The organism is Comamonas thiooxydans (genome assembly GCF_000964545.1).
Classification (GTDB): Bacteria; Pseudomonadota; Gammaproteobacteria; order Burkholderiales; family Burkholderiaceae_C; genus Comamonas; species Comamonas thiooxydans.
Window position 1 is genome coordinate 40,460 of the sequence record NZ_BBVD01000002.1, and the last position, 24,695, is coordinate 65,154.

The 24,695-nt window shown below is 62.9% G+C and carries 24 protein-coding genes; 9 read left to right on the top strand and 15 right to left on the bottom strand.

Features of this window, described 5'->3' with window-relative positions; all coding sequences use genetic code 11:
- Positions 1–34 precede the first annotated feature (34 nt).
- From Cth01_RS01680 to Cth01_RS01690, 3 genes are all read right to left on the bottom strand, one after another.
- Positions 35–982, bottom strand: coding sequence for a bestrophin family protein (locus Cth01_RS01680; RefSeq protein WP_034378593.1), 948 nt, complete (start codon positions 980–982; stop codon positions 35–37).
- A 218-nt stretch (positions 983–1,200) separates the two neighbouring features.
- Complete coding sequence (uraD, locus tag Cth01_RS01685) at positions 1,201–1,752, bottom strand: 2-oxo-4-hydroxy-4-carboxy-5-ureidoimidazoline decarboxylase (RefSeq protein ID WP_034389312.1); 552 nt, start codon at positions 1,750–1,752, stop codon at positions 1,201–1,203.
- Between the two features lie 68 nt (positions 1,753–1,820).
- On the bottom strand, positions 1,821–2,753 hold the full coding sequence (locus tag Cth01_RS01690) for a LysR family transcriptional regulator (protein WP_045838395.1): 933 nt from the start codon (positions 2,751–2,753) through the stop codon (positions 1,821–1,823).
- 130 nt (positions 2,754–2,883) lie between these two features.
- Here Cth01_RS01690 and Cth01_RS01695 point away from each other — a divergent pair, with 130 nt between their 5' ends.
- The 4 genes from Cth01_RS01695 to Cth01_RS01710 are packed head-to-tail and all read left to right on the top strand — an operon-like array spanning position 2,884 to position 5,643.
- Positions 2,884–4,221 (top strand): MFS transporter, encoded by a 1,338-nt coding sequence (locus Cth01_RS01695; protein ID WP_034356495.1) that lies wholly within the window; start codon positions 2,884–2,886, stop codon positions 4,219–4,221.
- A gap of 14 nt (positions 4,222–4,235) precedes the next feature.
- Positions 4,236–4,751, top strand: coding sequence for a hydroxyisourate hydrolase (locus tag Cth01_RS01700; RefSeq protein ID WP_045838396.1), 516 nt, complete (start codon positions 4,236–4,238; stop codon positions 4,749–4,751).
- Between the two features lie 43 nt (positions 4,752–4,794).
- Positions 4,795–5,130 (top strand): hydroxyisourate hydrolase, encoded by a 336-nt coding sequence (uraH, locus tag Cth01_RS01705; RefSeq protein WP_012837181.1) that lies wholly within the window; start codon positions 4,795–4,797, stop codon positions 5,128–5,130.
- A 24-nt stretch (positions 5,131–5,154) separates the two neighbouring features.
- Entirely contained in the window at positions 5,155–5,643 is a 489-nt protein-coding gene (locus tag Cth01_RS01710; RefSeq protein ID WP_034378589.1) for a nucleoside deaminase, read from the top strand.
- 58 nt (positions 5,644–5,701) lie between these two features.
- Here the strand turns inward: Cth01_RS01710 and Cth01_RS01715 are convergent, their stop codons facing one another.
- Entirely contained in the window at positions 5,702–6,259 is a 558-nt protein-coding gene (locus tag Cth01_RS01715; protein WP_003066139.1) for an HNH endonuclease, read from the bottom strand.
- Positions 6,260–6,441: 182 nt separating this feature from the next.
- Between Cth01_RS01715 and Cth01_RS01720 the strand changes: the two genes are divergently transcribed.
- The 3 genes from Cth01_RS01720 to lspA all read left to right on the top strand — a co-directional run bounded on the left by Cth01_RS01720 (position 6,442) and on the right by lspA (position 11,097).
- A complete protein-coding gene (locus Cth01_RS01720) occupies positions 6,442–7,503 on the top strand; it encodes a bifunctional riboflavin kinase/FAD synthetase (protein WP_034389308.1) in 1,062 nt (353 codons plus the stop codon).
- A 105-nt stretch (positions 7,504–7,608) separates the two neighbouring features.
- A complete protein-coding gene (ileS, locus tag Cth01_RS01725; protein ID WP_045838397.1) occupies positions 7,609–10,464 on the top strand; it encodes an isoleucine--tRNA ligase in 2,856 nt (951 codons plus the stop codon).
- A 117-nt stretch (positions 10,465–10,581) separates the two neighbouring features.
- Positions 10,582–11,097: a signal peptidase II gene (lspA, locus tag Cth01_RS01730; protein WP_034356478.1), complete on the top strand. Its 516-nt coding sequence runs from the start codon at positions 10,582–10,584 to the stop codon at positions 11,095–11,097.
- 66 nt (positions 11,098–11,163) lie between these two features.
- Here the strand turns inward: lspA and Cth01_RS01735 are convergent, their stop codons facing one another.
- Positions 11,164–11,532 carry a hypothetical protein gene (locus tag Cth01_RS01735; protein ID WP_052703251.1) on the bottom strand — a complete coding sequence of 123 codons (369 nt, stop codon included), beginning with the start codon at positions 11,530–11,532 and terminating at the stop codon, positions 11,164–11,166.
- A 212-nt stretch (positions 11,533–11,744) separates the two neighbouring features.
- On the opposite strand from Cth01_RS01735, the gene Cth01_RS01740 reads away from it, so the two are divergent.
- The gene (locus tag Cth01_RS01740; RefSeq protein ID WP_034356476.1) at positions 11,745–13,409 is read left to right on the top strand and encodes a Na/Pi cotransporter family protein; all 1,665 of its coding nucleotides are present in this window, start codon (positions 11,745–11,747) and stop codon (positions 13,407–13,409) included.
- 13 nt (positions 13,410–13,422) lie between these two features.
- On the opposite strand, the gene Cth01_RS01745 is transcribed toward Cth01_RS01740, so the two are convergent.
- A complete protein-coding gene (locus tag Cth01_RS01745; protein WP_045838398.1) occupies positions 13,423–14,238 on the bottom strand; it encodes an NUDIX hydrolase in 816 nt (271 codons plus the stop codon).
- A gap of 149 nt (positions 14,239–14,387) precedes the next feature.
- On the opposite strand from Cth01_RS01745, the gene Cth01_RS01750 reads away from it, so the two are divergent.
- Positions 14,388–15,287: a DMT family transporter gene (locus tag Cth01_RS01750; protein WP_045838399.1), complete on the top strand. Its 900-nt coding sequence runs from the start codon at positions 14,388–14,390 to the stop codon at positions 15,285–15,287.
- 67 nt (positions 15,288–15,354) lie between these two features.
- Here the strand turns inward: Cth01_RS01750 and Cth01_RS01755 are convergent, their stop codons facing one another.
- From Cth01_RS01755 to Cth01_RS01795, 9 genes are all read right to left on the bottom strand, one after another.
- The gene (locus Cth01_RS01755; RefSeq protein WP_034378582.1) at positions 15,355–16,152 is read right to left on the bottom strand and encodes an SDR family oxidoreductase; all 798 of its coding nucleotides are present in this window, start codon (positions 16,150–16,152) and stop codon (positions 15,355–15,357) included.
- 106 nt (positions 16,153–16,258) lie between these two features.
- Positions 16,259–17,566, bottom strand: a complete 1,308-nt coding sequence (locus Cth01_RS01760; RefSeq protein WP_034378581.1) for a DUF3422 family protein — start codon at positions 17,564–17,566, stop codon at positions 16,259–16,261.
- Positions 17,567–17,692: 126 nt separating this feature from the next.
- Positions 17,693–19,204, bottom strand: a complete 1,512-nt coding sequence (locus tag Cth01_RS01765; protein WP_003066124.1) for a tripartite tricarboxylate transporter permease — start codon at positions 19,202–19,204, stop codon at positions 17,693–17,695.
- A gap of 15 nt (positions 19,205–19,219) precedes the next feature.
- Positions 19,220–19,708, bottom strand: a complete 489-nt coding sequence (locus Cth01_RS01770; protein WP_003066123.1) for a tripartite tricarboxylate transporter TctB family protein — start codon at positions 19,706–19,708, stop codon at positions 19,220–19,222.
- A gap of 191 nt (positions 19,709–19,899) precedes the next feature.
- Positions 19,900–21,702 (bottom strand): type IV pilus assembly ATPase TfpB, encoded by a 1,803-nt coding sequence (gene tfpB / locus Cth01_RS01775; RefSeq protein WP_034356460.1) that lies wholly within the window; start codon positions 21,700–21,702, stop codon positions 19,900–19,902.
- 106 nt (positions 21,703–21,808) lie between these two features.
- Entirely contained in the window at positions 21,809–22,171 is a 363-nt protein-coding gene (locus tag Cth01_RS01780; protein ID WP_045838400.1) for a FlxA-like family protein, read from the bottom strand.
- Between the two features lie 67 nt (positions 22,172–22,238).
- Positions 22,239–23,102: a spermine/spermidine synthase domain-containing protein gene (locus Cth01_RS01785; protein ID WP_045838401.1), complete on the bottom strand. Its 864-nt coding sequence runs from the start codon at positions 23,100–23,102 to the stop codon at positions 22,239–22,241.
- A 15-nt stretch (positions 23,103–23,117) separates the two neighbouring features.
- The gene (locus tag Cth01_RS01790) at positions 23,118–23,654 is read right to left on the bottom strand and encodes a DNA-deoxyinosine glycosylase (RefSeq protein ID WP_045838402.1); all 537 of its coding nucleotides are present in this window, start codon (positions 23,652–23,654) and stop codon (positions 23,118–23,120) included.
- Between the two features lie 100 nt (positions 23,655–23,754).
- Positions 23,755–24,576, bottom strand: coding sequence for a TatD family hydrolase (locus Cth01_RS01795; protein WP_034362191.1), 822 nt, complete (start codon positions 24,574–24,576; stop codon positions 23,755–23,757).
- Between the last annotated feature and the right edge of the window lie 119 nt (positions 24,577–24,695).

Consider the following 24,695-nt stretch of genomic DNA (forward strand, 5'->3'; position numbering starts at 1 on the left):
TGACGAGTTCAGGGCTTTTGCATTCTGGAGGACCTCAGGTCAGCAGATAGTCCACCGGCTTGAGCGGCGCCGGAACCTGGGGGTCGCCCAGCGACTGGCTGAGGCTGATCTCGATGCTGCGGCAGATGCTGTCCAGTGCCAGGTCGTTGCTTTCCATGCCGAATGGCTCTTCCAGCTCGTCACCCAGCACATCGAGACCGTAGAAGGTATAGGCCACGATGGCTACGACAAACGGCGTCATGAAGCCCGTGATGTCCACCAGGCCGAACGGCAGCAAAAAGCAGTACAGATGGGCCGTGCGGTGCAGCAGCAAGGTGTAGGAAAACGGAATCGGCGTATTGCGGATGCGCTCGCAGGAGGCAGCGGCCGTCGTGAAGCCATTGAGGGTGCGGTCCAGCTCCACGGCCAGGCAGGGGTCTATGCGCTGGTCGCGCACACACTGGCCCAGATCCTTGCCCATGGCCAGCATCAGCGCATCGGTGCGCTGATTCAGCGGCAGCAGTTGCAGGCGCTGCCACTCGGCATGAGTCAGCCACTGCTGGGCCGCCACATCGTCCTTGAGGCTGCGCAGCTGGGCCCGCAGCACATGAGAAAAAGCCACGGCCCGGTGCACCATGCGCACCCGCACATCGCTGGCCCGCTGGCGCGGGTCTATGGGGTGATCGAGCTCGATCAGACTCAGGCACTGGCGGGCCAGCGTGCGTGCATAGATCACGATCTCGCCCCAGAGCTTGCGTCCTTCCCAGTAGCGCGCATACGCGGTGTTGTTGCGAAAGCCCAGAAAAATCGCCAGCGGCAGGCCGATCAGGGTGAACGGAATCGGCGTGATGGGGATCTTGGTGTGGAACAGCGTGCCATGCGCCACGGTGACAATGATGGCCAGCACGATATTGACGGCAAGCACGCCTTTGATGCGTTGCAGCACCGAGCCCCGGACAATCCACAGCAGCTTGAAGCCCGACGGGCGATCTCTGACGATCATGAAAACGAGAAATAAGGTCTAAACCCGAATTCAATCACAAGCATCCGGGGATTTCAGCCAGCGCCGAGAACTCCCACTGCGGCAGTAGGCAGCCAGGGCCGCGCCAGCACGCTCCATGCGGCATCTGCTGCACATGGGCAGCGCCCCCGACATAGGGCTCCCCCTCCAGCCAGCATAAGAAAAGCCCCGCATTGCGGGGCTTGGGCGGCGATAGGGGCTCAGGCGGCCTGCAGGCTGCCAGCACTCACGCGCTGCGCTAGGCGCAGGCGGCTGATGAAGCCGATCTGGCGCAGGGCTTCGGCAAACTCCTGCTCGGTGCCGCGCTCAGTGCGCGAGGCCAGTTCGGCAAACAGGCCGGCGCGCGTGTAGTGGCGCACGCAGGCGATGAAGGGAAAGCCATGGCGCGTGCGATAGGCCTGGTTCAGCTCGGCCAGGCGCTCGCCCTGCTCCTGCGCCAGATCCCCCAGGCCCGCGCTTTGCTGCTCCTGCTGGGAGTCAACGGTCAGCGTGCCGGAGCGCACGGCGCTGGCCGACAGCTCGGGGTGACCACAGAGAAAGTGCAGGGTCTGCTCACGTGGGCTGCCATGCACGGCGGCCAGCATGGCCTGGTGCAGTGCGTCCAGGCTGGCAAAGGGGCGCTGCTGCGCGGCTGCCTCGGCCACCCAGGGGGCGTATTCAAAAACCTCGCCGAGCGCGGCCGCAAAGTCTGCGTGCGTCATGACGTTGAGCTCGTCGAGCGTGGGGATGGAGGAGATAGTGGTGCTAGTCATGGGGCCAGTGTAGGAAGCGCGTTTCCCGCCTCACAGTGCTGGCTTGTTATAGCCCGTATAGCAGCCGGCTACGTCGATGCCGTCAGCACCTGCGAGGCCTGATTGAGCAGAGCGCGCAGCCAGATATGGGAGGCATCCCGATGCCGGGACGAATGCCAGAGCTGGTAGAAGCGCATGACGCGGTTGCCCATGGGCAGAGGCACCATGGCCAGCGGCAGCCGCCTTGCGTGATAGGCCGCGAAATGGCGGCTGGTGGTCAGCAGCAGATCGGTGCCCGCCAGCAAGTCCGGAGCCAGCGAGAAATGCGAGCATTGCACGCGGCCGTCACGGCTCACGCGCATAGTGCCCAGACTGCTCTCCACCACGCCGCGCTGATCGGGCGAGTAAGGCGTGAACACCACATGCGCGGCCTGCAGATAGTGCTCGGCCGTAAGCCGACCCGGCTGCGCCAGAGGATGCTTCTCGTCGAGCAGGCAGACCACCTCGTCCTCGAGCAGCGTGGACATGTGCAAATGCTCGGGCGGGCTCGGCCAGTTGCCGATGACGATATCCACCTCGCCGCTTTGCAGGGCCTGCTCGTAGTCGAAGTTCTGGCCCAGCGGCAGCAGGACCAGCCTCGCGCCCGGTGCTTGCGCACGCATGAGCTGGACCACACGCGCCATGAAGGGCGGTGCCAGATAGTCGGGCATGGCGATGGTGAAGCGCAGTTGCGTGGTCTCGGCCACAAATTCCTTGCCGACGCTCAGCAGCCCGTCGATCAGGCCCAGCGCCGCACGTGCCTGCTCCACGGCCTGAAGCGCGCGTGCCGTCGGGACCATGCGGTTCTTGTCCCGCACCAGCAAAGGGTCGTTGAAGATGGCCCGCAATCGCCGCAGCGCCGCGCTGATGGCCGGTTGTGACTGATTGAGGCGTATTGCCGCGCGCGACACGCTTTTTTCGCTGATCAAGGTGCACAGCACGCGCAGCAAATAGGTATCGAACGGTTCTTCGCTGCGAGACACGTGTTTTCCCTAGAGATATGCATTTTGCTATGCGGCTCATAGCAGGCGCTTAGTTTCGCATATCGCCACAAGTCGCGACCATGCAAGTGTCCGCAAACCCAACAACAAATTTCCGAGACAAGGACTTGCCATGAGTGCTCACCATGTGCCGATCAGCGGCACTGCTGCTTCCGTCGATCAGGTCGACGCCACCTACTCCAAGATTTCCTGGCGCCTGCTGCCCTTTCTGGGCGTGCTGTGGGTGCTGGCCTGGCTGGACCGCGTCAACATCGGCTTCGCCAAGCTGCAGATGCTCGACGACCTGAAATTCAGCGAAGCCGTCTACGGCCTGGGCGCCGGTATCTTCTTCATCGGCTACTTCCTGTTCGAAGTGCCCTCCAACATGCTGTTGCAGAAGATTGGCGCCAAGAAGACGGTGATGCGCATCACCATAGGCTGGGGCCTGATCTGCATCTTGCAGGCCTGGGTGACGACACCGACCCAGTTCTACATCCTGCGCTTTCTGATGGGCGTGTTCGAGGCAGGCTTCTACCCCGGCATCATCCTCTACCTGACCTACTGGTATCCGTCCAAGCGCCGCGCCAAGGCCTTCGGCACCTTCATGTCGGCCTCGGCCATCGCCGGCGTCATCGGCGGCCCGCTGGCTGGCGGCATCATGACCTGGGCCGCAGGCGCGCACGGCATGCACGGCTGGCAGTGGCTGTTCATCATCGAAGGCATCCCCTCGGTGCTGGCCGGCATCTTTGCCTACTTCTACATGACCGACCGCCCCGAGGAAGCCAAATGGCTCACCGACACGGACCGCGCCGTCGTGCGCCAGCAGCTCGAAATCGACCAGAAGGCTCAGGGCGAGCGCCACAGCGACTGGCGTACCCTGTTCGGCAACCCCATGGTGTGGCTGCTGATCGCCGTATTCTTCTGCCTGCTGTGCGCCAACTCCACGCTGACCTTCTGGATTCCCACCGTGATTCGCGAAGCGGGCTTCACCTCGCCCATGCAGGTGGGCTGGATCGCCGGTGCCGCCTATCTGCTCGGCGCGGCCGGCATGATCATCAACGGTCGCCATTCCGACCACCGTGGCGAGGTACGCTGGCACTTCGCGGGCTCGGCCCTGCTGGGCGCCGTGGGCATGCTGGCCCTGGCCTTCACCATGGGCATGGACAGCATTCCCGTGATAGTGGCGCTGACGGCCATGGTCCTGGCACTGGTGGGCACCATGAGCGCGATCCCCGTGTTCTGGCAGATGCCCAATATGCTGCTCAGCGGCGGCGCTGCCGCAGTGGGCGTGGCGCTGATCAACTCGGTGGCCAATCTGGCCGGCTTCGGTGCCCCCTATCTGATGGGCGTGATCAAGGCCTCCACCGGCAAGGTCGCTCCGGGCCTGTACCTGGTGGCCATCGTGGAAGCGCTGGCAGCCGTTCTCGCCATCGCCTTCGTCGCCCGCATCCAGCGCCGCAAGAACGCCTGAAGGAGTCATCCCGCATGCATCCCACACCCACACTGACCCCGTCGCGCCGACAGTTCGCACTCTCGGGCCTCGTGCTCGGCGCCTCGGCCCTGACGGGCGCACACGGCGCGCTGGCCGCCGACACACACCCGGCAGCGCCGGCCCAGACCACCGGCCCCATCGTGCTGCATGGTGTCAGTCCGCGCCTGACCATGCATGCCGTGGACACCTTCCATGGCTCTGCAGCCACGGGCTTGCGCATCGACTTTTCGCGCTTCGACGGCGAAACCTATGTGCCGATACGCAGCTTTGTCGTGAACGCCAACGGCCGGGCCGACGAGCCGCTGCTGATCGAAGACAGCTACCGCAGCGGGCGCTACGAAATGCTGCTGCACGTGGACGAGTACTTTGCTGCCAAGGGCGCCAAGCTGCCGCGCCCGGCCTTTCTGTCCAAGGTGCCGGTGCGCTTCCAGATCGTGAACACGGCAGAGCGCATCCATCTGCCCATCCAGTTCGGCCCCTGGAGCTACACCTATTCGCGCGGCAGCTGAGCCGGCATATCCGCGCTCTATCGCAACCCATCGAAAGACCACCATGGCAGGCATCAGCACCCATGTACTCAACCTCACCACCGGTCGCCCCATAGCCGGCATGCGGGTGGAACTCTACGACGTGGCGCAGACCCCGGCGCAGCGTCTGAACAGCACCCGTACCAATGCCGACGGCCGCACCGACGCCCCCATGCTGCCCGCCGCCGCGGCCCGCACCGGGGACTTCGAGCTGCGCTTTTACACAGGCGAGCATTTCAAGGAGCCCACGGCGCTGTCGGAAGAAGTGCTGGTGCGCTTTTCCATCTTCGACGCGGCCCAGCACTACCACGTGCCCATGCTGTGTTCGCCGTGGTTCTTCAACACCTACCGCGGCAGCTGATTTTTTACCAAGGAGAACGACTCGATGAACAACGAAAACGACAGCGGCAAATACCTGCTTGAGTCCATACGCCTGGCCATGGGCAATGTCAAAGGCCGCCAGCAGCCCACCTGGCCCTTCGGCGCCGTGCTGGTGCGTGAGGGCAAGGTCCTGGCGCGCGCCGTCAACCAGGTCGATGAGCTCTGCGACCCCTCGGCCCACGCCGAGATGCAGGCCCTGCGCATAGGCGCCAAGGCCCAGGGCAGCACCGATCTGTCGGGGGCCGTCATGTATGCCAGCGGCTACCCTTGCTCCATGTGCTACACGGCCATGTTGCTGGCCGGCGTGAAACAGGTGTACTTCGCCTACTCCAACGAAGACGGCGAGCCCTACGATCTGTCGGCCTCGCGCGGCTATGTGGAACTGGCCAAGCCCGAGGAGCAGCGCGAGATGGCCCTGATCGGCCAGCGCGTGCGCGACGAGGGCGAAGACCTCTACGAAGCCTGGCAAAAAGCCGTCTCCACCACCGTCTGAACGCGTTTCTGTCCTCTTGCTCCTGCCCCGCGGCGCCAGCCCGGGGCTTTTTTACGCCCTAGCTGCGCCAGCGCGATCCACGCGGCACATGGGCCACGAGAAACTCCATCTGGTCGGCCAGAATGCGGCGGTTTCTCAGGATGAAGTCCTCCCACAACGTGGGCGTGTAGGGGGTGTAGAGCAAGGGCATGCGTGCCTGCTCCGGCGTTCTGGCCCCCTTGCGGTGGTTGCAGGCGCGGCAGGCCGTGACCAGATTCATCCAGCTGTGCTGCCCGCCGGTGCTCACGGGAACAATGTGCTCGCGCGTGAGATCGCTCTCATGGAAGCGCCGCCCGCAATAGGCGCAGACGCAGCGGTCACGAGCAAAGAGCTTGCCATTGGTCAGACCCGGCAGCAGCTCATGCGGGTTGATGTTCGGCATGCCCTTGGTGCCGATGATGGAGTTGATGTGAATGACTGACTGCTTGCCGGTCACCGCATTGTGGCCACCGCGAAAGCAGGCGATTTCGACACCGGCTTCCCAGCGCACATCTTCTGCTGCGTAATGCAGCGCCGCCTGCTCCAGCGTTACCCAGGACTGCGGCAGCCCCTGGGCTGTCAGCTTCAAGACTTTCACAACCAGCCTCCATACAGTCAAACATCGACCACGGAAAACGGACAAGCGTCTTGGCGCTTTTGCGCACAATCGTGCAGCCTGCACAGCTGCCTGATTTGAAGCAATATACTCTGAAACTATGTCAAATTGACGGCTTGTGTCGCATGCATCGGCGCCAGTTGCTACAAATAACAAAGCAGCCCATGAAGATTTTTCGCGGTATCAATCATCCCGGCCTGGCTCCGGCCTGCGCTGTGACCATTGGCAATTTTGATGGTGTACACCGGGGACATCAAGCCATGCTGGGCCTGCTCAAGGCCGAGGCCGCACAGCGCGGCATTCCCAGCTGCGCCATGACCTTCGAGCCGCACCCGCGCGACTACTTTGCCAAGAAGCTGGGCAAGCCTGAGCTGGCGCCGGCCCGCGTGGGCACGCTGCGTGACAAGCTCAGCCAGCTCGAGGTCTGCGGCGTCGATCAGGTCGTGATCCTGCCCTTCAACCAGGCCCTGGCCAGCCAGAGTCCCGAGGACTTCATTCAGGACGTGCTGATCTCGGGCCTGGGCGCCAAATACGTGCTGGTGGGCGACGACTTCCGCTTTGGCTCCAAGCGCGCTGGCGATTACGCCATGCTGGACAACGCCGGCCAGGCCCTGGGCTTTGATGTTGCGCGCATGAACAGCTATGAAGTCCATGGGCTGCGCGTCTCCAGCACGGCCGTGCGCGAGGCACTGGCCGCCGGCGACATGCAGCAGGCCGCCAAGCTGCTGGGCCACCCCTACCGCATCTCGGGCCATGTGGTGCATGGTCGCAAGCTGGGTCGCAAGCTGGCCGAATCAATGAGCGGAGCCGAGGACGGCTTTCGCACGCTGAATCTGCGTTTCGACCACTGGAAACCTGCCGCCAGCGGCATTTTTGCCGTGCTGGTGCATGGTCTGACGGACAAGCCGCTGCAGGGCGTGGCCAACCTCGGCGTGCGCCCCTCGCTGGACCCCAACGACATCAACGGCGGGCGGGTGCTGCTGGAGACCCACTGTTTCGATTGGCCCGCCCAACTGGGTGGAGAAGGTGCCTACGGTAAAATCATCCGCGTGGAACTTCTGCACAAACTGCACGACGAGCTGAAGTATGACAGTCTCGATGCCCTGACGGTCGGCATCGCCAAGGACTGCGATGACGCGCGCGCGTTTTTCGCCTCGGCCCACATACCGTCTCACACCTCGTCGCACACAGAGACCCGTCGCCAGACCACGCGCGACCGAATTTGAAGCTCGCTGCTCGCACGTCCCAGGCGCAGCAGCGCACTGGCGCTCACCTCACCATTCACGCCCAGGCAGAACTGCCCGGGCATTGCATTGCCTTCAAGGTTTCCCATGTCTGATTCGAAGTCCAACAAGCCCGAAGCGTCCGCTTACCGCGCCACGCTGAACATGCCCGACACCCCTTTCCCCATGCGCGGCGACCTGCCCAAGCGCGAGCCCGCCTGGGCCAAGGAATGGGACGACAAGGGCATCTACAAGAAGCTGCGCGACGCCCGCAGCGGCGCACCCAAGTTCATCCTGCACGACGGCCCTCCTTACGCCAACGGCAAGCTGCACATCGGCCATGCGGTGAACAAGATCCTCAAGGACATGATCGTCAAGAGCCGCCAGCTCGAAGGCTTCGACGCGCTCTACGCACCGGGCTGGGACTGCCACGGTCTGCCCATCGAGAATGCCATCGAGAAGCTGCATGGCCGCAATCTGCCGCGCGACGAGATGCAGGCCAAGAGCCGCGCCTTTGCCACCGAGCAGATCGAGCAGCAGATGGTGGACTTCAAGCGCCTGGGCGTGCTCGGCGACTGGGATCACCCCTACAAGACCATGAACTACGCCAACGAGGCCGCCGAGCTGCGCGCCTTGAAGAAGGTGATGGAGCGTGGCTTTGTCTACCGCGGCCTCAAGCCCGTGTACTGGTGCTTTGACTGCGCCTCCTCGCTGGCCGAGTTCGAGATCGAATACGCCGACAAGCAAAGCCAGACCCTGGACGTGATGTTCCCCGCTGCCGAGCCTGCCAAACTGGCCGCAGCATTCGGCCTGGACAAGCTCGACAAGGAAGCCTTCATCGTCATCTGGACGACGACAGCCTGGACCATCCCTGCCAACCAGGCGCTGAACGTCAACCCTGACCTGGAATACAGCCTGGTGGAGACCGAGCGCGGCCTGCTGATCGTGGCCTCCGCCCTGGTCGAGAAATGCCTGGCCCGCTGGAAGCTCGAAGGCCGCGTACTCGCCACCGCCAAGGGCGAGAAGCTCGACCACATGCCCTTCAAGCACCCTCTGGCCCATGTGGACAAGGGCTTTGACCGCATCTCGCCCGTCTACCTGGCCGAATACGCCACCGCCGACGACGGTACCGGCATCGTGCACTCGGCCCCTGCCTATGGCGTGGACGACTTCAACAGCTGCATGTCCAACGGCATGGACTACAAGCAGATCCTGAACCCCGTGCAGGGCAACGGCGTGTACGCGGCCGACCTGCCCATGTTCGGCGGCCAGCATATCTGGAAGGCCGTGCCCGTCATCCTCGACGCCCTGAAGGTCGCGGGCCGCCTGATGGACACCACCACCATCAGCCACAGCTATCCGCACTGCTGGCGCCACAAGACGCCCGTCATCTACCGCGCTGCCGCCCAGTGGTTCATCCGCATGGACGAAGGCGAAGGCGTGTTCACCGATCCCGCGCAAAAGCCCGAGAAGACCCTGCGCCAGATCGCGCTGGACGCCATCGAGCAGACCAACTTCTACCCGCAAAACGGTCAGGACCGCCTGCGCGCCATGATCGCCGGCCGTCCCGACTGGTGCATCTCACGTCAGCGCAGCTGGGGCGTGCCCATCCCCTTCTTCCTGCATGTGGACACGGGCGCCCTGCACCCCCGCACCATGGAGATCATCGACCAGGCGGCCGCCATGATCGAGCAGGGCGGCATCGAGGCCTGGAGCCGCGTCAGCACCGAAGATATCCTGGGCGCCGAAGAGGCCAAGAGCTATACCAAAAGCACCGACATTCTGGAGGTGTGGTTCGACTCGGGCTCCACCTTCTGGCATGTGCTGCGCGGCACCCACCCCGAGCACCACCACGACCACGGCCCCGAGGCCGATCTGTACCTGGAAGGCCACGACCAGCACCGCGGCTGGTTCCACAGCTCGCTGCTGCTGGCGTCGGCCATCTTCGGCCGCGCGCCCTATCGCGGCCTGCTGACCCACGGCTTCACCGTCGACGGCCAGGGCAAGAAGATGTCCAAGTCGCTGGGCAACACCGTGGCCCCGCAGGACGTGTCGAGCAAGATGGGCGCGGAAATCATCCGCCTGTGGGTGGCCTCGACCGACTACTCGGGCGACCTGGGCATCGACGACAAGATCCTGGCCCGCGTGGTGGACGCCTATCGCCGCATCCGCAACACGCTGCGCTTTTTGCTGGCCAACACCAGCGACTTCGACGCGAGCAAGGATGCCGTGGCCTATGGCGAGATGCTGGAGATCGACCAGTTCGCGCTGGCGCGCTCGGCCCAGCTGCAGCAGGAGATCCTGGCCCACTACAAGGTCTACGAGTTCCACCCCGTGGTCGCCAAGCTGCAACTGTTCTGCTCCGAAGACCTGGGCGGCTTCTACCTGGACGTGCTCAAGGATCGCCTCTACACCAGCGCCCCCAAGAGCCTGGCACGCCGCTCGGCCCAGACCGCGCTCTACCAGATCACCCAGGCGCTGTTGCGCTGGATGTCGCCCTTCCTGTCGTTCACGGCCGAGGAAGCCTGGAAGATCGTGGGCCACAGCGAATCCATCTTCCTGGAGAAGTTCACCGAGCTGCCCGCCGGCGACGAAGGCCTGCTGGCCAAGTGGACGCGCCTGTGCGAGATCCGCAACCAGGTCAACAAGGACATCGAAGTGGTGCGCACCACCGGCGCCGTGGGTTCCTCCCTGCAGGCCGAAGTCACGCTCACGGCCGAGCCCGAGGACCTGGCCCTGCTGCAAAGCCTCAAGGACGATCTGAAGTTCGTCTTCATCACCTCGGCAGCGACTGCCGTGGCCGGCGATGCGCTGACCACCACCGTGAAGGCCAGTGAGCACGCCAAGTGCGAGCGCTGCTGGCACTACCGCGAAGACGTGGGTGTGAACCCCGAGCACCCCTCGATCTGCGGCCGCTGCGACAGCAATCTGCACGGCACGGGCGAAGTCCGCACCAAGGCTTGAGTCTTCAAAAAGTGAGCTGCCAGCGTATGCTGGCAGCCATTTTCAGCATTTATTTTTGCTGAAATCCTTTCGAATCAAGCGCTAACCGCTATCAAAAAACCTTAGCAAAGAGCTGCCATGAGCAACACCCAGACCTCCTCCGCAGGCCTTGGCCGTATCTGGCCCTGGCTGCTGTGGGCGCTTGTCATCATCGGCGTGGATCAGATCACCAAGCAGATGATTCTGAGCCACTACCAGTATGGGGACTGGACTCCCATCACCAGCTTCTTCAACATCGTGCGCGCACACAACACGGGCGCAGCCTTCTCCTTCCTCGCGGGCGGCAGCGGCTGGCAACGCTGGCTGTTCGTGGCCATCGGCGCGATTGCCACCGTGCTCATCGTCTGGCAGCTGCGCAAACACCCCGGCGAGAAGATGTTCTGCCTGTCGCTGTCCAGCATCCTGGGCGGAGCCATTGGCAATGTGGTGGACCGCCTGCAGCACGGCTATGTGGTGGACTTTCTGGACTTCTACTGGGGCAGCAGCCATTTCCCGGCCTTCAACGTGGCCGATATGGGCATCACGCTAGGCGCCATACTGCTGATCCTGGATGAGTTCTTGCGCGCAAAACGCGCCAAGAACCAGAGCGTGTAAGCGCCAGCCGCTTTCCATCGGCAAGGCCCAAGGCCCGCTGTCTCTCCAGCAGACAGCGGGCCTTGCTCATTCCGCCCCGCTCCGGCCGGATTCGGCCGGCTCATAGGCGGGCTCGGCAGCACCTTCAGGCATATCGTGCTGAATATGGCTGCCCGCAGACAAGGTGATGCAGCCCCGGACCACGGACTGACCCAGCGTGATGTGCGTCAGCAGTTCTTGCTCGGCCATCTGCTGCGCCTGCCGCTGATCGATCCATGCAATCTGCGCCGGCCCGAGCAGCGTGGAGATGGACAGCAATACCGCCACCACCCATTGCCAGATGCGCAGCGGCGGCCTGGGCTTGCCGCGCCGCAAATGCCACAGCCCACAGCCGCCGGCTGCCAGCAACATCAAAAGAAAGCTCACTGCAGCAGCACCGGGCACGGCAGGAATCATGAACCCACCTTTTTAATAGCGTCGAACGCAATGCAGATATACGGGAAACTCGGTCACCTCTGAAATCTCATCCGTAGAAACGATGTTTCGAATAATTCGTTTTTGTTCTATTGTGTTCCTTATTCCGCACTTATTTGTGCGTGAAGAGCGAGGCATCCGGGCAGACCGACCTCACTCAGGGGTATATTAGGTCGCTCCTTCGCGGGCAGAACATGAAGCATTTATTGAATCTTTTAGCAGCCATTGCCCTGTTGATCTGGGGCTCTCAGATGGTTCGCACCGGCGTTCTGCAGGTCTTCGGCGCAAACCTGCGCAATATTCTCGCCCGCAGCATGAGCAACCGTTTTTCGGCAGCGCTATCTGGCATGGGCGTCACGGCCCTGGTGCAATCAAGTACGGCCACCTCGCTGATGACCTCGTCCTTTGTAGGCCAGGGTCTGATCACCCTGCCCTCGGCCCTGGCCGTGATGCGCGGTGCCGATGTCGGAACGGCTCTGATGGCCGTGCTGTTCTCCACCGACCTTTCCTGGCTGTCGCCGCTGTTCATCTTTGTCGGCGTGGTGCTCTATATCTCGCGCAAGGACTCCAAGCCCGGTCGTATCGGCCGCGTGCTCATCGGCCTGGGCCTGATGCTGCTGGCCCTGCGCCTAGTGGTGGAAGCCACCGAGCCCCTGCTGCAGGCCCCTGCCGTGCGCACCCTGCTGGCCTCGGTCAGCAGCGATCTGTTCATGGAATTGCTGCTGGGCGCGGTACTGGCCGTGCTGGCCTACTCCAGCCTGGCCGTGGTGCTGCTGATTGCGGCCATGGCCAGCTCCGGCGCCATTCCGCTGGATGTGGCTCTGGGCCTGACCCTGGGCGCCAATCTGGGCAGCGGTCTGGTCGCGGCGCTCACCACCGCCAAATCGGCGGTGGAGGAGCGCCAGGTCACCATAGGCAATCTGCTGTTCAAGATCATGGGCGTGGCCATCGTTGCGCCCTTTATCGGGCTGTGGTCGCAGTACGCCCAGCCTTATCTGCCCAGCGCCGGCCAGAACGTGGTGATGTTCCATCTGGCGTTCAATGTCTTCAACAGCCTGTGCTTCATCGGCCTGACCCAGCTCGTGGCCCACTGGGTGACCGCCTTGCTGCCCAAGCCCGAGGAAGAAAGTGCGGCCAAGCTGCTGCGCCCACGCCACCTGGACCCCTCGGCCCTGTCCACCCCTTCGCTGGCCATAACCTGTGCCGTGCGCGAGTCACTGCATCAGGCCGACGTGATTGAGTCCATGCTGATCGGCCTGCAAAAAGTGGCTGAAACCGACGATGCCAAGCTCTCCGAGGAAGTGCGTCACCTGGAAGGCACGGTGGACGATCTGTACTCGGCCATCAAGTACTACATGACCAAGATCTCGCGCGCCGAACTCGACGAACGCGAAGGTCAGCGCTGGACGGAAATCATCAGCTTCACCATCAATATGGAGCAGATCGGCGACATCATCGAGCGCGTGCTGCTGGATCTGGAAGACAAGAAGATCAAGAAGGGCCGCCAGTTCTCGGCTGCCGGAAAACAGGAAATTCACGAGCTGACCCAGCATCTGCTGGACAATCTGCGCCTGGCCATGAGCGTCTTCCTCAACGGCAATGTGCGCGAGGCGCAAAAGCTGCTTGAGGAAAAAGCGCGCTTTCGCGATCTGGAGCTGGCCTACTCGGCCACCCACCTGGAGCGCCTGTCCCAGCACACGGTATCGAGCATAGAGACCAGCTCCCTGCATATCGACATGATCAGCGACCTCAAACGCATCAACTCGCTGCTGTGCTCGGTGGCCTACCCGATTCTCGAGCAGGCCGGAGCCCTGGCACCCAGCCGGCTCAAGTCCACCGCACTGGAGAACCAGCGCTAGCTGCTCTGCCGCCCTACCAACCCATGTAGGCGGCAAGCACCAGGGAGGCCTCGGGGGTGAAACGCCCCTGCAGCATCCAGCCCTGGACCTCGGTCCGCTCCAGCCGCTCGAAACGCTGTACCTCGCCATCCTGATTCACAGGCTGCAGCGCATCGGGCACCAGGGCCGAAAACCAGTCTATGCGCTCGACCATATAACCCTGTCCCTCTGCTTCGTCGCTGGGTCTGGCGAACATCACATTTCCGCCGTGCCGAAGCTCGCCGAGTTCTGCCACATGCAGACCGGCCTCCTCCCAGGTTTCACGCGCCAGCGCCTCGGCCAGACCATCTGCCGCCGAGACCATGCCGCCCATCAAGGTATCCCACATGCCGGGGTTGTTGGCCTTGTCCTCCGAGCGCTGCTGCACCCAGATCGAGCCATCCGCGCAAACGCCCACCAGATGCACGGCTCTGGTGGCAATGCCCAGCGGCCGCACAGCACCGCGCTCGACGGTGGCCAGTTGCCGACCATCGGCATTGCAGACCGCCAGTTGTTCGTTGCGCCAGGCACCGGCAAGACCGGCGCTGCGCATGGCCTGTGCCAGCCGGTTCAGATTGTCCGTCGCCCCGCCCCGGCCTTCCAGGCGCCATTGCCCGGCCAGCAGCCTCAGCGCTATTCCGTGCGCTGCCAGCAGGTCGGGCCCCAGCTTGCGCGCAAAGTCTTCCTCGATACTGCCGACCTGTTGATCATCGATGCACAGCGGCTGGCGCGGGCGCAGAGGCTGCCTGCTGGCCATGGCCTGCTGTGACTGCAGCCATTGCTGCTGGAGCGACGTGGTTTGCTGCTTCATGAAAAATCTCCCTGGCCTGCATTGTGCTCAGCTTCGCAAAACGGGAAGGCTTGCATCACTATTGATGGTCGCCAGTTTGCCGGCAACAGCCGCTGCCACACCGCGCTGAAGATCCGGAGGCCAGTTGCCGCGCGTTACAGTGACAACCCATGAATTCCCCCCTGAAACCCACCACGGTCGCCATGCTCAGTCTGGCTCCGGCACTGTGGGCCGGCAATGCCATCGTGGGCCGCCTCGCTCACGATCTGATCTCGCCCTTTGCACTCAACTTCCTGCGCTGGTGCATCGCCTTTGTGCTGCTGCTCCCGCTGGCATGGCGGGTGCTGCGCAAAGACAGTCCGATCTGGCCGCTGTGGCGGCAGTACATGCTGCTGGGGCTGCTGGGCATAGGCTGCTACAACGCATTGCTGTACTTGGCACTCAAGACCTCGACCCCGCTGAATGTGACGCTGGTGAGCTCCAGCATGCCGGTGTGGATGCTGGCCATAGGCCGGCTGTGCTGGGGTATTCGTGTCAGCCGCCGGCAGATGGGCGGAGCCCTGCTGTCCGTGCTGGGCGTGGCGGTGGTAATGTCGCGCGGCGATTGGCAGACGCTGCTTGCTCTGCGCTTTGTGCCCGGCGACCTGTTCATGGTGCTGGCGACGATTGCCTGGGCCTTCTACACCTGGCTGCTGTCGCGCAGCACCGGCCCCCAGGAAGTGAAGTCGCACTGGGCCAGCTTTCTGCTCGCACAGATCGTTTTCGGCCTGCTCTGGTCCGGCCTTTTCACGGGCGGCGAAGCCTTGCTGGGCGAGTTCCGCCTAGTGCCGGGCTGGCCGCTGCTGGGCAGCCTGCTGTTCATCGCCGTGGGCCCGGCCATTCTGGCCTACCGCTTCTGGGGCATGGGCGTGCAGCGCTCCACGCCCGCCATTGCGGGCTTTTTCGGCAATCTGATTCCGCTGTTCACGGCCCTGCTGTCGATTCCCGTGCTCGGCGAAACCCCGCACCTCTACCACGCGCTTGCGTTTGCGCTGATCGTGACCGGCATCGTCGTGTCATCCCGCAAATAAACGGCTGCCCACCCAGACAAAAGCCCCGCATTGCGGGGCTTTTGTCGTTTCAGCACTCGATCACGGATCAGTAAGTGCCGGGATACAGGCCGCCGTCGGGCAGGATGTTCTGGCCCGTCATATAGCCGGCCTGGCGGCTGCACAGGAAGGCACAGATGGCGCCGAACTCTTCGGCCGTGCCAAAGCGCTTGGCGGGGATCTGGGCAGCCTGGGCCTGGCGCACGGCATCCAGGTCCTGACCGGTCTTGTTGGCCGCCGCCTGATGGGTTGCCACCAGACGGTCGGTGTCGAACTTGCCGGGCAGTATGCTGTTGATGGTCACGCCCTTGGCGGCAATGCCCGAACGCGCCAGACCAGCCACAAAGCCCGTCAGACCGCTGCGCGCGCCGTTGGACAGGCCCAGGATGTCGATGGGCGCCTTCACCGCGCTCGAGGTGATGTTGACGATGCGACCGAAGCCGCGCTCGGCCATGCCGTCCACCGTAGCCTTGATCAGCTCGATGGGGGTCAGCATATTGGCGTCCACCGCCTTGATCCAGGCCTCACGATCCCAGGTACGGAAATCGCCAGGAGGCGGGCCACCGGCGTTGGTCACGACGATGTCGTAGTCCTTGCCCGGGCCGCCGGCGGCTTCGAACACTGCCGCGCGGCCTTCTGGCGTGGTGATGTCTGCAGCGACACCGATGACCTTGATCTGAGGAGCAATGGCTTGCAGCTTCTGCACGGCCAGCTGCAATGCCTCGGCGTTTCTGGCGTTGATGACCAGATTCACTCCCTCTTCGGCCAGAGCCTTGGCGCAGCCAAAACCCAGCCCCTTGCTGGCGCCGCAGACCAGAGCCCAGCGCCCGGCGATACCAAAGTCCATGTCAGTGTCCTTTCACACAGTTTCCAAGCCGGACAAACTGCCCGACGCTATCAAAATCAATAACTGCTAGAGCTTTATCAGAAAGCGCTGGCATCCAATTTCATGCTCAATGACTGCGACCATGAAACAGCTTGTGGTGCAGCCTGCGCAGCGACCACCAGACGCCCAGTGCCACAACCGGAATGGCCACGGCCGCCGTCGACTCGGGCGACCAGGGCCAGCCCAGCTTCTGCCCGCCCTTGGCCAGATAGCTGATCAGGCCGGTGATGTAGTAGGTGATGGCCGCGACCGACAGGCCTTCCACCGTGGACTGCAACTTGAGTTGGGTGCCCTGGCGGTCGTTCATCGTGCCCAGCAGTTGCTGGCTGCTTTGCTGCTGCTCGATCTCGACGCGCGTGCGCAACAGACTGCTGACACGGGAGACTCGCTCGGACAGCGCATTCTGGCGGCGTGTCGCCCATTCGCAGGTGGCACGCGCAGGTGTAAGTCGCCGGTCCATGAATTCACGGATGGTCTGAATGCCATCCACCCGCGTCTCCTGAATTTCCTGAATACGCCTGTCCACCAGCTCGAAATAGGCGGAACTGGCCGAGAAGCGCGAATGCGTGGCCGCATATTCGCTCTCCACCTGCCCGGCCAAGCGGGTCAGTCGGTCCAGCAGCGCCGGTTCGGTGTCGCGGTCGGCAGCGCGGATGGCATTGGCCAGCTCGGCCAGTTCACGCTCGGCCGTGGCCAGCACGGCTGCTGCCTTGCGTGCGGCTGGCAAACCCAGCAACGCCGCCATGCGATAGGTTTCAATCTCCAGCACACGCTGCACCAGACGGCCCAGGCGGCGCGGAGACAGATCGGCGCCCGCAAGCAGCAACATTCGCGAGAAACCATCGGGGTGAATCGCAAAGTCGGTATAGATGGCCCCCGCACCGCCGGAGACGCGCGAGCCGACCAGAGTATCGGCCTGCAACATGTGACGCATCAGATACTGCGGGTCCACATCCTGCTCGTTCAGCGCCCACAAGTGCAGGCTGCTCAGGCACTGCCCTGGCAGGGTTGCCAGCCAGTCGCGCGGAACGGCGTCGATGGCTGTCTCGGGCTCGCGCACATCGGCCACGCCGGCTTGGGCCATGGGCGTGGTGAAGGTCCAGGCCACGAACTCGGTGTGCTGTTCCCAACGCAGGCGAAACGCGCCCAGGTCGATCAGCACATGGGTGGTTGCCGCATCGGGCAGAGGACGATGGTGGTTGCGCAGCAGGGCCGCCACATGCTCGCGGCTGGCTTCACGCTGTGCCGCATCGGTGAGCATCACGATATGCGTGATGGCCAGAGGGGCCTGCATGATTTCCGCAGGACGGGCATGAATTTCGTTGTGCAGCAAGACCCGCTGAGGGTGCTGCGCGGGCAATAAAGACAAGGCCATGCAATCTTTCGAATAACTGCAGCTATTTTGCCGCCCTAATCCATAGTCCCCGAAACAAAGGTCCTCATATAAAAAAAGCGGCCCCAGAAGGGCCGCTTTAACGATGATCAGCGATCAGGTTGACGATCAGTCTTCCACGAAAGCTTCTTCACGCTTGTTCTTCACTGCAGGCATCAGCACGATCACCAGCAGCACCACGGCGGCAGCCAGCAGGCAGGCGGAGATGGGACGCGTCACGAACACGGACCAGTCACCACGCGACAGCAGCAGGGCTCGACGCAGGTTTTCTTCCATCATCGGGCCCAGGATGAAGCCCAGCAGCAGAGGAGCAGGTTCGGTACCCAGCTTGTGGAACACATAGCCGATGAAGCCGAAGATACCGACCATCCACACGTCCCAGACGTTGTTGTTGGTACCGTACACGCCGATCGCGCAGAACAGCACGATGGACGGGAACAGCCAGCGATAAGGCACGGTCAGCAGCTTGATCCAGACGCCGATCAGCGGCAGGTTCAAGATGATCAGCATCAGGTTGCCAATCCACATGGAGGCGATCAGACCCCAGAACAGTTCGGGGTTGCTGGTCATCACCTGAGGACCGGGCTGGATGTTGTGGATAGTCATGGCACCCACCATCAGCGCCATCACGGCGTTGGGAGGAATACCCAGGGTCAGCAGAGGAATGAACGATGTCTGAGAGCCGGCGTTGTTGGCGGATTCAGGAGCGCACACACCACGGATATTGCCTTGACCGAAAGGAACTTCGCCGGGCTTCAGCTTGGTCTTCTTTTCGATGGTGTAGGCAGCGAAGGCCGACAGCATGGCACCGCCACCGGGCAAGATACCCAGGGCCGAACCCAGAGCCGTACCGCGCAGCATGGCTGGCAGCATGCGCTTGAAGTCTTCGCTTGTGGGCAGCAGACCCGTCACCTTGGCAGCGAACACTTCGCGCTCGTCGTCGGGCTTGGACAGGTTGGCAATGATTTCGCCGTAGCCGAACACACCCATGGCGATCACGACGAAGTCGATGCCGTCGGTCAGTTCAGGAATGTCGAAGCTGTAACGAGCCACACCGGAGTTCACGTCGGTACCGACCATGCCCAGCAGCAGACCCAGCACGATCATGGCGATCGCCTTGAGCAGCGAACCGGAGGCCAGCACCACGGCACCGATCAGACCCAGGGTCATCAGCGAGAAGTATTCGGCGGGGCCGAACTTGAAAGCCACTTCGGTCAGGGGTGGAGCGAAGGCAGCCAGGATGACGGTGCCCACGCAGCCTGCGAAGAAGGAGCCGATACCGGCCGCTGCCAGCGCAGGGCCTGCTCGACCTTTTCGCGCCATCTGGTAGCCGTCGATCACGGTCACCACCGACGAGGATTCACCTGGCAGGTTCACCAAAATGGCAGTGGTGGAGCCACCGTACTGGGCGCCGTAGTAGATACCGGCCAGCATGATCAGCGCCGCCACGGGAGGCAGAGCGTAAGTGGCGGGCAGCAGCATGGCGATGGTCGCCACGGGGCCAATGCCGGGCAGCACGCCGATCAGCGTACCGAGCAAACAGCCCACAAAGCAGTAGATCAGGTTCTGGAACGTGAAAGCCACGCCAAAACCCGTCGACAAGTTCTGAATCAGATCCATGGACGATGCTCCTGATTAGCCTGCAATGAAGCTAGGCCACACTGGGAACTGCAGATTCAGCGCCCACACGAAAGCGAAATAGCTACCCACTGCCAGCACGGTGGCCAGGATTGCTGTTTCCTTGAAGTTGAAACTATGACCGCCCAGGCTGGCGATGAAGACCAGCGCATAGATAGCGATGATCAGACCGAACTGAGGGATACCCACAGCAGGCACGCCCACCAACAGAATGCCGAAGGCAAAGTTGGCTGCCAGGATGAAGAACACCTGCCTCCAGGCCCACTTACCGATCTTGTCACCACCTTCGGGGCCCTTGGTCAGGCCGCCGACGCAGATGGCTGCACCCAGGATGGCCATGAGCACACCCAGGATCAGAGGGAAGTAACCTGGACCCATACGGGCGCCGGTGCCAATGGTGTAGTTGGACGCGCCGATCGCAAATGCGAGACCGACGGCCAAGAACATCAGACCGGAGAAAAAGTCTTTTTGGCTCTTGATTTTCACAAAACGTCTCCTTACGGAAATCACGACTTGGCGATTCTCGTTTCATAGAAATGCCAAATTGATGTGGATTCCACCTACAGAGGGCATACCCTAATGCCGACGCTTTGTACACATTTACCGCATTCAACCCAGGCCAATGCCGGCCTGCACTTGCTACACCAGCCAAGAAGCAAGCACTAGCACCCGGACTTTCAGATTTCGCTCATCAGCGGCGTGCAGGCCAACACCTCGGGCAAGGTGGTCACGCCCTCGGCAACGCGCAAAGCCCCGGCCAGGCGCAGAGGGCGCATGCCGTCCTGCACGGCCTGACGGCGCAGAACGTCCATGGACGGGGCATCGTGAATCTGCTTCTTGAGGGCCTCGGTCACCATCAGCAACTCGTACAGACCCATGCGGCCGCGGTAGCCTGTCATGCGGCAGTCCTCACAACCCACGGGCTTGTAGGGCTGGTAACTGCCGGTCAGTTTCCAGGGCTTGACCGATTCGGCCAGATCCTCGGGCTTTGCGTCTTCATCGCGCACCTTGCAGCTGGAGCACAGCGTACGCACCAGTCGCTGGGCCAGCACGCCCAGCAAGGTGGCGTTGATCAGATAGGAGGGCACGCCCAGCTCCATCAGGCGGCTGACGGCGCTGGGGGCATCATTGGTATGCAGCGTGGAGAAGACCAGGTGGCCGGTCAGTGCAGCCTGCACCGCCATCTCGGCAGTGGCCAGATCGCGAATCTCGCCCACCATGATGATGTCCGGGTCCTGACGCATCAGCGCACGCAGGCCTTCGGTGAAGCCGAAGTCGAGCTGGGGTTGAACCTGGGTCTGATTGAAGCTGGGCTCGATCATTTCGATGGGGTCTTCCACCGTGCTGACATTGACCTCCTCGGTCGCCACACGCTTGAGCGTGGAGTACAGCGTGGTGGTCTTGCCCGATCCCGTGGGGCCGGTGACCAGGATGATGCCGTGCGGGCGCTTGACCAGGTCTTCCCAGCGCTGCGCGTCATGGGCACTGAAGCCCAGCGCATCCAGGTTCTTGACCGTGTTCTCCGGGTCGAAGATGCGCATCACCATCTTCTCGCCAAAAGCCGTGGGCAAGGTGGACAAGCGCATTTCCACTTCCTCGCCGCGCGGGTTGCGCGTCTTGATACGGCCATCCAGCGGCCGGCGCTTTTCCACCACATCCATGCGCCCCAGCAACTTGACGCGCGCCACCATGGCATTCAGCACGCCCATGGGCATCTGGTAGACCGGATGCAGCACGCCGTCGATGCGAAAGCGGATCACGCCCTGCTCGCGCCTGGGCTCCAGATGAATGTCGCTGGCCCGCTGGTCGAAGGCATACTGCCACAGCCAGTCCACCACGCGCACCACGCCCTGGTCGTTGGCATCGAGCTGCTTGTTGCTTTTGCCCAGCTCCACCAGCTGTTCAAAACTGGCGCCGCCGGTCGCTCCACCGGCTTTCTCTGCCGCACGCACGGACTTGGCCAGGGCGAAGAACTCTGCCGTATAACGCTTGATATCCTGCGGATTGGCCACCACGCAGCGCACGCTGCGGCGTGCCTGCCGCTCCACCTCGCTCACCCAGTCGCTGATGAAGGGCTCGGCCGTGGCAATCACCACCTCCTTGGCGGTCACCTGCACGGGCAGTACCTTGTGGCGCTCGGCATAGCTGGCGCTCATGACCTCACCCACGCGGCCCACATCCACACGCAGCGGATCGATGCGCAGATAGGCCAGACCGCTGCGCTGTGCCAGATACTGGGTCAGGGTCTCCAGATCCAGCGGCTGACGCGTCTGGGCGCCGACAACACCTACATTGGCAAGCCGCACCAGCGGCAGTTGCGCGCTCTCTGCGGCCGAGCAGCGCGCAATCGTGCGCTCGGCCTCCTGCGCCGTGATCACAGCGTCTTCCTGCAACCATTGCACCAGCTTGCGCCAGTCCAGCGGTCCCTGGTATTGAGCAGGCTTGATGGACTGTGGCAGAAGGGATTCAGTCAATGACATGGGCGGCAGTGGCAACAAAACTGCCTTGACTGTACCGCCATCGGCCCGCGCTTCTGACTAGGACGATACAAAGCAGGCGAACGATGGCATTCATCTCTGATGCAGCTCAGGCATATTCGTCCAGCAGTCCGCCCAAGCTGCCCTGGCCCGGATTGCCGCGACTTCTGCTCTGCATCTGCTCATCCTGCTTTTGCTGGACTGCCTCGGTCCCGCGCTGGGCAGCCTGCTGGGCTTGCTGTGCCTGCTGGTTCTGCAATGCCTCTATCTGGGCCTGCAACATCTGGATCTTGGTCTGCAGCAGTTGCGCCTGCTGCTCCTTGGTTTTGGCATCAGCGTCGCTGTTGGCAACTTCCTTGAGTTCGTTGGTGGCATCCTTGATCTGCCTTTGCAGCTGCTGGATACGCGATGCAATGCCGCCCCCCGAAGTGGCTGAACCGGCAGAACTGGAGGAGATGGCACTGATCGTCATGTCCACATCATCGGCAGAAAACCGCCACCATCAAGGCCGACACAAGCACTTTACTCAGGCTTTGCAATTACACGGTAGCGCCCCGGCCGATGCGGCTGACTTTGGCTTTGGCCGTCTTGCTGCCTGCCTCTGCATCGCGTGCAGGCACAAACACCTTGGCCCAGCGGGTGGTGTTCAGGTCCCAACGGGCCTGCACCTGATCGCAGGCCAGATCCAGCTCGGCGCCCTGCAGCACACGCGGTGTGCGCTGTGCCAGCACCACGGTATTGCCTTCGCGTGTGGGGCGGAAGGCCCAGAGCGCGTCCTCGCCAAAAGCCTGGGCCATCTGATCCAGGCTTTTGTCAAAGCTGGAGGAGCGGCCAAAGAGGTTGACGGTCATGATGCCGTCCTCGGTCAGCAGATTGCGGCAATCGGCATAGAACTCGGCGCTGTCGAGCACGGGAGCCGCAGCCTCATGGTCGTACAGATCGACTGCCAGTGCATCGACCGTGCCCTGCCATTCGGGCTTTTTGATTTCCTGGGCTGCATCGGCCAGCACCACCTGCAGCGTGCTGCTGTCAGGCGGCAGCTTGAACCAGCTGCGGCACACGGCCAGGACCTGAGGGTTCAGCTCGACCGCCGTGGTCTTCATGCGCAGCTTCTTGTGGCAGAACTTGGTGATGGCGGCCGCTCCCAGACCCAGTTGCATGGCGTGCATCCGGGGCACTTCAGCAGGCTCGGCAAACAGCAGCCAACCCATCATGCGCTGCGCATACTCCAGGTCGATATCAAAAGGATCGCGAATACGCATGGAGCCCTGGACCCAGGGCGTGCCCAGATGCAGATAGCGGATATCGCCGTCGTCGGAGACGCTGACTTCTGGCAGCTCCTGCACGCTGGCCACATTCTTGTCTTGCGCGGATTTGGCACCGCCACGGGTTTTACGGATCACGTTTCACACCAATCTTCAAAGCAGGCCATGGGCCGCCAGCGCATGGCGCCAGGCCTGCAGTTTTCTATCGAACGACCAGCCGGCATTGGCCGGGCTGGTGGATGGCAGCTTGAGGGCGATCAGCCCCAGCGCCTCTGTCTGACGGGCATGCTTGTAGCTCTCGCCGCCGTTGTGCAACGCCAGTTGCAGATCAGGGCAGCGCTGACGCAGTCCGGCAAAGTCGTTGACCTGGGCAGCGCGAATGGAGCTATCCAGACTGCCTTCGCGCTCGCAGCTCGCATACACGTCCCACAGACCCAGCCCGCGTGCCAGCAGCCATTCGCAGCGGCCCGCGTAATCACTACGTGGCGGCTGCAGATGCTGGGGCCACAAGGCCTGCAGCAGCGGCCAGAACTGGTTTTGCGGATGGGCGTAGTACTGCGCCAGCTGCAGCGACTTCAGGCCCGGAAAGCTGCCCAGCACCAGGGCCCGCGTGCGGCCATCGGCCACCGCGGCCAGCCCCTGCCAGCGCGGGCCTGTCTCTGTCACGGTGGCAGAAGAATCCTCGGTCATGCCCTATTGTCGCCCAGCCATCATCATCCTGGATCTTGGGCTGACATTCAAAAAGATGAGCATGAGCCTCTTTGCCTGCAAAGGATAGCTACTGCCCCATCTACGGCAGTGCCGGCAGCCCTTTGAGCGCCTTACGTGCATTGGCCGTGCAGGCCTGCGCCAGCTGCTCAATGCCCATGCCGCGCAGCCGCGCGATCTCCGCCGCAATGCGCGGCAGCTCGGCGGAGCTGTTGCGCCCCTGGGGCTGACCGGCCGCACGCTGTTCGGCCGTGGTGTAGAGCCAGTGCGGCGGAATATCGGGAGCATCGGTTTCCAGAACCAGCGCCTCCAGCGGCAGGCTGGCCGCCAGCTCACGAAGCTTGAGCGCGCGCTCATAGGTGATGGCACCGCCAAAGCCCAGCTTGAAGCCCATATCAATGAAGGCCTGCGCCTGCTGGGCGCTGCCGTTGAACGCATGGGCAATGCCACCCACAACCCTGTGCTGACGCAAGGTCTTGAGCAGACGATCGCTGCTCTTGCGCACATGCAGGATCACGGGCAACTCGAACTCGCGTGCCAGCCGGATCTGCTGCTCGTAGAACCAGATCTGGCACTGCTCGTCCAGTCCGGGGACAAAAAAGTCGAGACCGATTTCACCCACCGCCACCAGTTGCGGGTCGCCGCGCTGCTGATTCAGCAACTCGCGCAGCGCCGCGATATCGGACTCCTGCGCGCCGGGCGTGTAGAGCGGATGAATGCCCAGCGCATAGCTGTCGCCATGGCGATGGGCAAGCGCAATCACGTCCTGCCAGTGGCTGCGCTGCACGGCAGGAATGACCAGATGCGTGACGCCTGCGGCCTGCGCAGCGGCGCGCACGGCATCTCTGTCAGGTGCGAACTCGGGCGCATCCAGATGGCAATGAGTATCTATCCAGGTTGGCATCCACACATCATGCATCGGCTGGGCTGCTTGCGCAGCCCGGCCTCGGCCGATGACACGTCAAGTGACTACAGACAGTTTCCTGTCTTGTCCTACGATTCACATATTGAAACAAATAAAAC

Bases quoted from the DNA above. Each gene is read 5' to 3' on its own strand.
- Cth01_RS01680 (WP_034378593.1), bottom strand. From the start codon at position 982: ATGATCGTCAGAGATCGCCCGTCGGGCTTCAAGCTGCTGTGGATTGTC.
- uraD (WP_034389312.1), bottom strand. From the start codon at position 1,752: ATGACTAGCACCACTATCTCCTCCATCCCCACGCTCGACGAGCTCAAC.
- Cth01_RS01695 (WP_034356495.1), top strand. From the start codon at position 2,884: ATGAGTGCTCACCATGTGCCGATCAGCGGCACTGCTGCTTCCGTCGAT.
- Cth01_RS01700 (WP_045838396.1), top strand. From the start codon at position 4,236: ATGCATCCCACACCCACACTGACCCCGTCGCGCCGACAGTTCGCACTC.
- uraH (WP_012837181.1), top strand. From the start codon at position 4,795: ATGGCAGGCATCAGCACCCATGTACTCAACCTCACCACCGGTCGCCCC.
- Cth01_RS01710 (WP_034378589.1), top strand. From the start codon at position 5,155: ATGAACAACGAAAACGACAGCGGCAAATACCTGCTTGAGTCCATACGC.
- Cth01_RS01720 (WP_034389308.1), top strand. From the start codon at position 6,442: ATGAAGATTTTTCGCGGTATCAATCATCCCGGCCTGGCTCCGGCCTGC.
- ileS (WP_045838397.1), top strand. From the start codon at position 7,609: ATGTCTGATTCGAAGTCCAACAAGCCCGAAGCGTCCGCTTACCGCGCC.
- lspA (WP_034356478.1), top strand. From the start codon at position 10,582: ATGAGCAACACCCAGACCTCCTCCGCAGGCCTTGGCCGTATCTGGCCC.
- Cth01_RS01735 (WP_052703251.1), bottom strand. From the start codon at position 11,532: ATGATTCCTGCCGTGCCCGGTGCTGCTGCAGTGAGCTTTCTTTTGATG.
- Cth01_RS01740 (WP_034356476.1), top strand. From the start codon at position 11,745: ATGAAGCATTTATTGAATCTTTTAGCAGCCATTGCCCTGTTGATCTGG.
- Cth01_RS01745 (WP_045838398.1), bottom strand. From the start codon at position 14,238: ATGAAGCAGCAAACCACGTCGCTCCAGCAGCAATGGCTGCAGTCACAG.
- Cth01_RS01750 (WP_045838399.1), top strand. From the start codon at position 14,388: ATGAATTCCCCCCTGAAACCCACCACGGTCGCCATGCTCAGTCTGGCT.
- Cth01_RS01755 (WP_034378582.1), bottom strand. From the start codon at position 16,152: ATGGACTTTGGTATCGCCGGGCGCTGGGCTCTGGTCTGCGGCGCCAGC.
- Cth01_RS01760 (WP_034378581.1), bottom strand. From the start codon at position 17,566: ATGGCCTTGTCTTTATTGCCCGCGCAGCACCCTCAGCGGGTCTTGCTG.
- Cth01_RS01765 (WP_003066124.1), bottom strand. From the start codon at position 19,204: ATGGATCTGATTCAGAACTTGTCGACGGGTTTTGGCGTGGCTTTCACG.
- tfpB (WP_034356460.1), bottom strand. From the start codon at position 21,702: ATGTCATTGACTGAATCCCTTCTGCCACAGTCCATCAAGCCTGCTCAA.
- Cth01_RS01780 (WP_045838400.1), bottom strand. From the start codon at position 22,171: ATGACGATCAGTGCCATCTCCTCCAGTTCTGCCGGTTCAGCCACTTCG.
- Cth01_RS01790 (WP_045838402.1), bottom strand. From the start codon at position 23,654: ATGACCGAGGATTCTTCTGCCACCGTGACAGAGACAGGCCCGCGCTGG.
- Cth01_RS01795 (WP_034362191.1), bottom strand. From the start codon at position 24,576: ATGCCAACCTGGATAGATACTCATTGCCATCTGGATGCGCCCGAGTTC.